This is a genomic window from Stenotrophomonas sp. SrG, assembly GCF_050031795.1.
Taxonomy (GTDB): Bacteria; Pseudomonadota; Gammaproteobacteria; order Xanthomonadales; family Xanthomonadaceae; genus Stenotrophomonas; species Stenotrophomonas rhizophila_A.
In genome coordinates this window covers 1-246 of the sequence record NZ_JBNBBE010000764.1, presented here as the reverse complement: position 1 = coordinate 246, position 246 = coordinate 1, and the positions used below count along the sequence as shown (strand labels likewise).

Here is a 246-nt window from a genome sequence, read left to right as displayed (position 1 = left end):
TCTCCGCCCAGCCTGCCTGGTCCGACCTGCCCGTCATCCTGCTGCGCTCCCAGCGTGCGCACCGTCGTTCGCCGTTCGATAGCCTGCTTCCGCGCACGGTCAACGGGGTGGAACGGGATCGGCCGCTGGGCGGCATGTCGCTGCTCAGCGCCGTGCAGGGCGCGCTGCGTGCGCGCGAGACGCAGTGCCTGGGGCGCGACCAGAGGCGTGCGCTGGCCGACAGCCGCAGTGCGCTGGAGCGCAGCG

1 pseudogene is annotated in these 246 nt (G+C 73.6%); it reads left to right on the top strand.

From position 1 onward, the window contains the following. Positions 1–246 (top strand): annotated as a pseudogene (locus ACQG3P_RS21625) (hybrid sensor histidine kinase/response regulator); the annotation flags it as partial.